This window comes from Pirellulales bacterium, assembly GCA_035546535.1.
GTDB lineage: Bacteria > Planctomycetota > Planctomycetia > Pirellulales > JACPPG01 > JACPPG01.
This window is the reverse complement of sequence record DASZWQ010000012.1, coordinates 65,779-74,555: the sequence shown is the minus strand read 5'-3', so window position 1 is coordinate 74,555 and position 8,777 is coordinate 65,779. Positions and strand designations below refer to the sequence as shown.

At 60.8% G+C, this 8,777-nt stretch carries 8 protein-coding genes and 1 tRNA gene; 5 read left to right on the top strand and 4 right to left on the bottom strand.

Going from position 1 to position 8,777, the window contains the following annotated elements; genetic code table 11:
• A partial coding sequence (locus tag VHD36_01355; GenBank protein HVU85936.1) for a hypothetical protein occupies positions 1-782 on the top strand: 782 nt, incomplete at its 5' end.
• A 145-nt stretch (positions 783-927) separates the two neighbouring features.
• Here VHD36_01355 and VHD36_01350 read toward each other — a convergent pair.
• From VHD36_01350 to VHD36_01340, 3 genes are all read right to left on the bottom strand, one after another.
• Entirely contained in the window at positions 928-2,157 is a 1,230-nt protein-coding gene (locus VHD36_01350) for a PQQ-binding-like beta-propeller repeat protein (protein HVU85935.1), read from the bottom strand.
• A 343-nt stretch (positions 2,158-2,500) separates the two neighbouring features.
• On the bottom strand, positions 2,501-3,787 hold the full coding sequence (locus VHD36_01345) for a TlpA disulfide reductase family protein (protein HVU85934.1): 1,287 nt from the start codon (positions 3,785-3,787) through the stop codon (positions 2,501-2,503).
• 272 nt (positions 3,788-4,059) lie between these two features.
• Positions 4,060-4,141 (bottom strand) — tRNA-Ser (locus VHD36_01340).
• 483 nt (positions 4,142-4,624) lie between these two features.
• Between VHD36_01340 and VHD36_01335 the strand changes: the two genes are divergently transcribed.
• Positions 4,625-4,933: a hypothetical protein gene (locus VHD36_01335; protein ID HVU85933.1), complete on the top strand. Its 309-nt coding sequence runs from the start codon at positions 4,625-4,627 to the stop codon at positions 4,931-4,933.
• 207 nt (positions 4,934-5,140) lie between these two features.
• Here the strand turns inward: VHD36_01335 and VHD36_01330 are convergent, their stop codons facing one another.
• Positions 5,141-5,764 (bottom strand): hypothetical protein, encoded by a 624-nt coding sequence (locus VHD36_01330; GenBank protein HVU85932.1) that lies wholly within the window; start codon positions 5,762-5,764, stop codon positions 5,141-5,143.
• Positions 5,765-6,060: 296 nt separating this feature from the next.
• On the opposite strand from VHD36_01330, the gene VHD36_01325 reads away from it, so the two are divergent.
• The 3 genes from VHD36_01325 to VHD36_01315 all read left to right on the top strand — a co-directional run bounded on the left by VHD36_01325 (position 6,061) and on the right by VHD36_01315 (position 8,708).
• Positions 6,061-6,321 carry a hypothetical protein gene (locus VHD36_01325; GenBank protein HVU85931.1) on the top strand — a complete coding sequence of 87 codons (261 nt, stop codon included), beginning with the start codon at positions 6,061-6,063 and terminating at the stop codon, positions 6,319-6,321.
• 13 nt (positions 6,322-6,334) lie between these two features.
• Positions 6,335-6,679 (top strand): histidine triad nucleotide-binding protein, encoded by a 345-nt coding sequence (locus tag VHD36_01320; protein HVU85930.1) that lies wholly within the window; start codon positions 6,335-6,337, stop codon positions 6,677-6,679.
• A 220-nt stretch (positions 6,680-6,899) separates the two neighbouring features.
• Complete coding sequence (locus VHD36_01315; protein ID HVU85929.1) at positions 6,900-8,708, top strand: ABC transporter permease; 1,809 nt, start codon at positions 6,900-6,902, stop codon at positions 8,706-8,708.
• Positions 8,709-8,777 lie beyond the last annotated feature (69 nt).

The following is an 8,777-nucleotide window of genomic DNA, read 5'->3' as shown; positions in this document are numbered from 1 at the left end:
AGGAGGCCGTCCAGAATAAGACCGACCTGCGAATGTATACCGTATGCGCGTCTCCCAATGGGGATGAGTTTGCGACCGTTCACATGGATGGCAAAGTTCGGGTCTGGCGAATGGATGACCTGAAGCAGCGCAGCGCGTTTCAAGCTCCGCGCGTGACCTATGGAACGATGAACTATTCGCCGGATGGATTGTGGATTGCGATCGGGGGGTCGGATGGAAGCGTGTCGGTACGGAACCCGGTCAATGGCGCAGAGGTGTGGAAGGTTCCCGGCCACAAACATTACGTCTACACGGTGAATTTCGGACGCGACAGCCGCACCGTGTTCAGCGGTGGCGAAGACGGCGTGTGCTATCTTTGGAATTTAAGGCGCGACCACAAGGCTCCAAAAGAGCTGTCGCAGCTTTGGGACGAATTGTCAGGTGAAGATAGCGCGATCGCGTTGCAGGCAATGCTTTTGCTTGCCGAGGAACCTGTGCAGGCAGTGGCGTTCCTTGGTGAACATTTGCGGCCGGTGAAATCGATTTTCGATTTGAACAGCCGCGGTGAAGGAGAGTCGTCGGAGGATAGTCAGCGACGACAACGACTCGAAAAACTCCTGATCAAGAAGGATGCCGGGGTCGAAAGTCGCCATGCCGTCCAGCGAGCGATTTCTGTTCTCGAGCAGGTGGGAACGGATGACGCTAGAAAATTGCTGGAGGAGCTCGTCGCGAAGGATCCCGATGCGGAACTCGCGGCGATTGCTCGGGCGTCACTCGGTAGGATTGGTCACAATCGACGGTAGGCCGCCTGCGCGCCGAGGCAGGGGCCGTCGCCACTGAGCGGACGGCGTTCGTGGCGATAATCCAAGGCCGTGCCGGACGCGTGAAGCTAGTACACGCTTCCACGATTTGGTCCCTTGGCGGATTTCGTTCGCGATCGCCCGCACTTCACCGTGGCGAGGTCTCTGAGTTGACGCAGAAGAGGTGCCTTTCGCCGCGGATCAAGATGCCGCTGGAGGCCGGGACAGGCGAACTGATCACGGACTCGGCCATGTCGTTCTCGGACAACAATTCGAACTTGTCATTGGCGACACTCGCGACGAACACGGTCCCGTCCTCGCGCGGCGCGTAGAGCTTTTCGCCGGCAACGAGCGGTGACGCGTAAAAGTTCATTCGATGCTTGGGAAACGCTCCTTCCCAAATGGTCTTGCCCGTGGCGGGGTCGATGCATGCGACTTCGCCGCGATCTCGCACGAGTATGACGCGGCCATTGTAGACGGCCGGAGTCGGGACGAACGTTCCCACATCGTCGCGCCTCCACACGTGATTGGTTTCCGTGACGTCACCGGTTCCTGAGAGTCGAATTCCGTGCAGACGCGGGATTCCTCGATCATTGCGACCGTACGCGATTACGACCATATCTCCCACGATCACGGGCGATGCGATCGCTGGCCACAGCTTGTTGGCGTCCGGATTGAAATTGCCGCACACCCACGAAACCTGCCCATCGGTCGCGTCGTGAATCGTGATATGCTCGGCTCCCCAGACCAGGATGGACTCTTTCCCATTGTGCTGAATGACCAATGGCGTGGCGTAGCCGTGATCGCATTCGGTCGGCGTCGAGTAATTGCGCGCGACCTTCCAAGCGATGTCCCCGGTTTCCTTATCAAATGCGGCCAGCCATGATTCGCCTTGATGCATCCGTGCCATCACGACGTACCGATTGGTCAGCACGGGCGAAGTGCCATGATCCCAAAACAACGTCTCCTTTCCGAAGCGCTCGACGAGGTCGGTCTTCCAACGCACCTTGCCATCGAGATCGACGGCCGCAAACGTACCGCTTTTGAAGTAGACGAATACGGCCTTTCCATCCGTGACAGGCGAGGCATTGCAACCCGATCCGTTGCGGTGCTTTCCAGGATCCTCTTTACTGAAAACCGCGCGCCATTTCTCCGCCCCGTGCGCGTCGTAGCAGAGCAGCGCGTCGTTCGCGTCGACCGGAGACGTCAGGTAAATCAATTCATCGAGCACGATGGGCGTCGAACAGCCCCTGCCTGGCAATTCCGCGCGCCAGAGAAACGTGTCGGCGCCAAACCTGACGGGGTAAGTTCCCCGCTCAATGCTGCCACTGCTCTCGGGCCCGCGCCACAATCGCCAGTCGAGGGCATCCGCTGCCATCCCCGGCCGCGCTGATGAGAGAGTTAACCAGGCGATAGTAATCAGTGTTTTGTATGGCATCGTAAGCGAAGTCCTGCGAAATACTCGAGCCGTTGATGACCGTCTCAGTATACATCCTCCTGCCGCGGTAAGAACTGTGGTGAGGTGCCCAATGGACCAGGGATCGTTAATCGCTCGCAGTACACGGCATTACGGCGAAGAACTCTTGCCCCTGGTCCTGTAAAGATTTGCTGCGAGATATCCCATCACTGCCAGGTTTATGACGAACACGGAGATCCTTGGCGCACTAGACCGAGGAGCGAAAGTAGTCAATGTCTGAATTCTGCTTCGATGGTGGCCATGTTTACTTGTCGCCATTTGCGGGTACCGCGAGCAGGCGTTCGATGGATGCCGCGAGAAGCTTTTCGTCACCCGGCTCGAATCCGAGATGGTAGTCGACGAGCACACCCTTCCGATCGATAAGAAACGTGACGGGGTACGATGCGACCGTGTATTGCTTGCCCGCAACTTTGCTGCCCATCAAGGCAATCGGGTGTGAGAGGCCCTTGTCACGGACATACTTCTCCACCTCCACCTTGCTCTCGTCGTAGCCATTGACCGCGATCACGACCAACCCTTCATCTTTGAATCGATCATGCAGTGCCGTGAGATGCGGCGCCTCAACACGGCATGCCCCACAGGCGACGCCCCAGAAGCTAACGACGCCCACACGTCCGCGAATCAGGTCATGCAAGTGGATTTCGCCACCGTCAAGTGCATCGAGTGTGAAGTCCGGCGCTTGTTTATTCAGCAGGTCTTCAGGACTCACGCTCATTGGCGTCATGCGATACGTGCAGGCTTGAAAGCCGAGTTCCTTGATGAATGCATCGGCCGGCGCGGGACTGCCGTTGCGCCGAGCGAAATAGCGTTCAGCCGAGTCTCGACCGGCGGTTGTTACGAAGCAGCGGAAGCTGATATTGCGTTTGTGCGGGAGCTTGAGTGTGGCCACTTGTTGACTGATCGCGTGGCGTGATGCCTCAGAAAAGGCAGTAAAGCGTCCGTCAATCGGCTGTCGCAATTCGATCAAACAATCGTAGTCGGTGTTTCCGAGCAGGAAACGCGAGAGCTTCGTTTGGACTGGGTAGACGCGAACAAACTCGGTTTCAACGGGCGTCTCGGTTGCGCCTTCGTTGTCCATGACGTTCGCGAAGCGGGCCACCTTTTCTTTCCAGCTTCCGCCCTCGCCCGCCATGCCGGTGCGTACTTTGGCGAATCCTGCTTGGCGACAGACGCCGGTAACCGCACTTTCCATCGCCTTTCTGTCGTTTGGATCAAGCGCGACGCCGGCGTACCGGAAGAAGATCTGCAAACTCGGTTTCGCGATGCCAAGCTTCTGAACGAGCATGGTCAGGTCGTTCAGAAACGTCTTCTCGTCAAAGCGGCGCGGATCAAATGCTCCATCTTGCATTACCTCGGCCACATCAAACTGGGCGTAGGCGTCTGCATTCGTCGACATTGCCAACGAACGTTGCAATCCGGTCGTGATGGGAAACAGAACGTAGTTCTTTGGCTGCGGCTCGTCAGCATGCAACGAAGCACTACAGAAAAGAAAAACAAACAATACCAGGAGACCGTGCCGCCAAGATTTCATCGGGATTATCCTCGCGGTTCGCGCGTCGAGTCGATGCTCGGATGTGATTTTACCCGAGGGTCTGGCATCTGTCCCTCGAAGACCCCTGCCGAATCGTCCTTGGTCCTCTGGCTCGCCGCTGAAGCCGAAAGACGGTCGATTCCTCGAAGTCTCATCAAAGGTGGATGTATCCCAGAACGCCGCCGAGATTGGTGCCGATGCGGAGTTTGAACGCTGCCGGCGCAGAAAGAAGCCCCCGCAAGTTTTTGCGGGGGCTAGCTGGTCCGCTAGAGCGGAGGGCAAGGGATTCGAACCCTCAACCGGTTGCCCGGCATCTGATTTCGAGTCAGACCGCTAACCATTCGCATACCCTCCGTCGGTTTCGCGCCCCGCTGGTGGCGATGGGCACGTACACGGTAACCAGTAAATCTAATGTCACTCCCTCGGCCTTTCAAGGTTCGCTCGCCTGGCCGACTTTGCCGAGCGTGACGTCGCATAACCGTCATAAACAGCGTGCCTGGGCCAAGGGGCCGCCGCCGGTAGCGACCATCCGGAGCGCGCTTGCTGTGCGGATTCTGTCGCAAGGCGCTCGTTTGTCGACGGCCGGGAAATGCCGCCAGCAGTCCGGCCTCGGCCGCCGATAGCTGATGGTGTCCGGCCGTGGTGATCTTGCTGCACGGCCGGGCAGTCCGACGGAGTCGGTGACTGGCGATGGAGCGCTGGCCGAGTGGCCACCTTTCCGCGTTTGGCGGAAGGGGTGCAACCATCGCTCGGCTGCAATCGTACGCAGCAACGTCACGAACCGGCGGACCATGCGTGGGCGCCGGTTGTTTCTCACAACCAGGCGACCACCTCCCCATGGCCAAAGAACTGATCCGCGTCGTCACACGTGCGGCCGATGGAACGATCCGCATCAAAGATTACAACAAGGAAGACTCGCTCAAGAAACTGCACACGCAAATCGGCGTCGACGATTGCAGTACCGACCTGGGCCTGCGCGGACTGCCGGTGTTTCGCGGCCTGATCGGGCCCATGCCCGAAGGCAAGAACATCGTCCGCTACGAATCGCCCGAGGTGTTCGAGACGCTCACCAAGGAATGGAGCACGGCGAAGTCTTCACGCCGCCGCCGCTCGAAGCCCGCCGAGGCTTCGGTCGAGAGCTTGTAGTCGCTCCGACGTCCGACGGGCTGCACTAAAAACTTCGGGCGTGCGTTCTGCTCGCGAACAAGATTCGCAACAGAACGCATGCCTTTTTTTGTTTCTTATCGTCGAGTCGGTTTCACCTCGGGTGCCACTGGTCGCTTGTCGACCAGTGTTAATCCAAATTCCGCACTGGTGGACGAGCCACCAGTGGCACCCGATGACCAATACGCCCTATCGGCTCAATTGCGTCTTCGAGCCACCGGCCGTCAACGACGAATCGCTCGACGACGAGCTGCCCGACATGGTCGGCCGAGGATCCAACTGGGCCACGCCGCCGATCGACGAGCCGTTCGACGTCGCCACCACGGCGCTGTTCGCCGTTCCGGGCGCGACCACCTGATGATGCACCACCTGATCCTGCACGGTTTGATAGGTGGTGACCGGCACGTGTACGGTTTCAGTCGTGGGCACGGTCTCGTAGCGAGTCACGGGCACCTTCACGATCTCGGTACGGGTTTCCCAACGCGTGGTCGGCACGGTGCGCGTTGCCAGCGTGGGTTGCACGAAGGGGTTGTAGCGCCCTTGCCAGTAACTTTCCGTGCGATATTCCGTGACCGGCACCGAGTACGTGCGCACGACGTCTTGTGTGTCGGTGCGCCACTGTCCGCGCAGCACGCTGCGGGTACTGGCCTGATACTGTGTGACCGGCATCTGGCGCTGTATCGTGGTGGTCGTTTGACGATACGTGTGGCCGGTATTGGGGTCTTGGTAGTAGCGCACGTCTTGCGCGCTAACAAGCAGCGGGCAGGCAAAAAGGGCTGCCAACGCCGCTGCAGAGAAAATGCGGCAATGCATTGTTAGACTCCCGACATATGTATTTCCGCGCGTTGAAGCCGCGAAGGCGAAATCCCTTCGCCCTCGGAGCCTGGCACCCTCGTGAAAGGGAACAAGGCTCGTTCACCGCGCAGGACGCTTCGAGTCGGTGCTTTATCCTCAGGCGTTCACGCCCCTGTCGTGGCAGTGGCCGGAAGACGACCTTTTCGGCCGGGTTTCCCGCCGCTAGCTAGCCCTGGTCCTATATCGGCAGGTTCCGTATAACACCGTTAATCCGGTTTTGCGCCTGGGCCACTTCGTTGGGAGAATCGTTCGCCGTGATTACCGAGGAATTGCTGTCCATCCTGGTTTGCCCCGAGAATCGCACCAAGCTGGCGCTGGCAGACGCGTCACTGCTAAGCAAGCTGAACGAGGCGATCGCCGCGCAGCGCCTGACGAACCGCGCTGGGGAGCTGCTCGACGAACAACTCGATGCGGCGCTGGTGCGCGAAGATCGGACGATCGCGTATCCGGTCGTCGATCAGATTCCCAATTTTCTCGTCGAATCAGGCATACCGCTCGCGCAGCTCGCCAACTAGCTGCCAACGATCCATGCACGCGAAAACGATCTTCAAGCGCATCATCGACGGCGAGATCCCGGCCGACATCGTCTACCAGGATGAGCACTGCCTGGCCTTTCGCGATATCTCGCCGCAGGCGCCTACCCACATCCTGGTGATCCCCAAGCGCGAAATCCCTTCGCTGGCCGACCTGGACGAAGACGATGCGCAGCTGGCCGGGCACTTGCTGCTGACCGCCGCCCGCATCGCGCGCGACGGCAAGCTAACGGGCGGATATCGCGTGGTGATCAACTGCGGACCGGACGCCGGCCAGTCGGTCGATCATTTGCACCTGCACCTGCTCGCCGGCCGACCGCTGGCGTGGCCGCCAGGGTAGGATGCTCGGAGCGCCATGCGCGGGGTGCTAAGGGATGAGCGAAAGGCGCTCCCGCACTTCGCTTCACGTTCACCGCTTCATTCGCCGCCCGTCTCCGCAGGCTTGCTCCCGCTGACTATACTAGGGGCCATTCGCCCGCGGCCGTTTCGCGCATCGTGCGTTGCCCCTCGCCGACTTGGAGAGACCGTTGCTTGCCGGACCCGTGTTTAGCCGCGAGGTAATGAGCGCGCCTCGCCGGCCGAGACTTTATATCTGGCGCGCGGCGTACGTGGGGGCGCTGCTCGTGCTATTGAGCACGGCCTGGCAAGTTCTCACCGGCACGCAAACGGTGACCGATACGGGCGAATTGGCCCGCTTCGGCATCCTGGCGTTTCAGTTGCTGGCGCCGCTGCAGTTGGCCGTCTCTTTATTCTTCGCCGCGCTGTCGTCTGCCGGGGCCGTGGCGGCGGAAAAAGATCGGCGCACGCTCGACTTATTGCTGCTGACGAGAATCTCGAACGTCGAGCTGGTGCTCGGCAAGCTGTTCGCCAGTTTGCTGTCGATCGTCTCGCTGGTCCTGGCCGCTTTGCCGCTGTTCATGCTGGTTACCTTGTTGGGAGGCGTGTCGTTCGAGCAGGTGGCGCGCGTCGAGGCCGTGGCACTGGCCAGCGCCGTCACCGCGGGCAGCTTGGGCACGCTTCTGGCCTTTTGGCGCGAAAAAACATTCCAGGCCTTGGCCACCACGCTCTTGGCCATTGTCCTCTGGTTGGGAATCGGCGAAGCCCTGGCAGCGGGCGCTTTCGGCAGCGAGTTGTGGGGAGCGCCGACCGGCACTTGGGCGACGCTGATCAGCCCTTGGCGCGCCACGCTGTCGGCGGCACAACCCTTTCTTGAGAGGAATGCGGGCGCGCTATCGCTCTTGGGGCGTGCTGTGCCCGCCGAATTATTCGTGCTCACGGCGACCGGTCTGACGCTTCTGCTCAACGGCATCGCCATCGGCATGGTGCGCGTGTGGAACCCCTCGCGCGAAGCTCGGCCGGCGACGCTCGAAGAGGACGAGCGAGCGCCGCAATCGGCTGGTGGCGAGCATCACTGGCGACTGGGCGAAGCTCATGCGGCCGCCGCGTCGGCACCAGCCATCAATACCGCCAAAGATCCATCGCGGCAGCACGGCCGGACGCGGCGCGTGTGGGACAATCCGATTCTGTGGCGCGAAGTCCGCACCTGGGCCTATGGCCGCAAGATGCTGTTGCTCAGGCTGGCCTACCTGCTTGTGTTCGCGGCGTCGGCGGCGGGGCTGTATTGGACAATTCACGCCCAGCGCGCGCCAGCGATGGCCACGGTCGCGCTACCGATCGTGCCGCTATTCGTGCTCAGCCTGGCGCTTGTGAACGTGCAGGCGGTCACGGCGCTGACGGCCGAGCGCGACGCGCGGGCGCTCGACATACTGCTCGTCACTGATATCACGCCGCGCGAGTTCATCCTCGGCAAGCTGGCGGGCGCTCTGTACAACACCAAGGAAATGGTGCTGTTGCCGATGGTGCTGTGCGCGTACCTGGCCTTTGCGCGCCAGGTGAGCGTCGAGAATCTGGTTTATCTGCTCGGTGGCTGGCTGGTGATGGTCGGTTTCGTCACCATGCTGGGCGTGCATTGTGGCATGAATTACGTCAACAGCCGCGCGGCGATCGCCGTAAGCGTGGGCACCGTCTTCTTCCTGTTCATCGGCGTCGCCACGTGCATGCGCATCATGGTGGCCTTCAGCGGCTCGTTCCAATTCCAGTTGCAGCCGTTTTTGGCGTTCATGGTCGGCGGCGGCATCGGCTTACTGGTGGCGCTGGGCTGGCGCAATGCGTCGAGCGCCATCTGGATCGCGGCCTTTGCGCTGCCGTTTTTGACGTTCTACGCGCTGACCAGCTTCCTGTTGAATTACACGCTGGCCGTGTTGCTGGTCGTGGCCGGAGCCTACGGCTTTGCCACGGCGGCGATGCTGGTGCCGGCGATCTACGAGTTCGACGTCGCCACGGGACGGACAACCGGCGACGAGGGCTGAAGCCGCTGGGGCGCGGCATGGACCGGCGCACTCAAGCCGTACCGAAGAGCGGCGAAGCGCTCTCGCGAC

Excerpts from the sequence above, each read along its gene's own strand:
- VHD36_01350 (HVU85935.1), bottom strand. The coding sequence starts at position 2,157 with ATGGCAGCGGATGCCCTCGACTGGCGATTGTGGCGCGGGCCCGAGAGC.
- VHD36_01345 (HVU85934.1), bottom strand. The coding sequence starts at position 3,787 with ATGAAATCTTGGCGGCACGGTCTCCTGGTATTGTTTGTTTTTCTTTTC.
- VHD36_01335 (HVU85933.1), top strand. The coding sequence starts at position 4,625 with ATGGCCAAAGAACTGATCCGCGTCGTCACACGTGCGGCCGATGGAACG.
- VHD36_01330 (HVU85932.1), bottom strand. The coding sequence starts at position 5,764 with ATGCATTGCCGCATTTTCTCTGCAGCGGCGTTGGCAGCCCTTTTTGCC.
- VHD36_01320 (HVU85930.1), top strand. The coding sequence starts at position 6,335 with ATGCACGCGAAAACGATCTTCAAGCGCATCATCGACGGCGAGATCCCG.
- VHD36_01315 (HVU85929.1), top strand. The coding sequence starts at position 6,900 with ATGAGCGCGCCTCGCCGGCCGAGACTTTATATCTGGCGCGCGGCGTAC.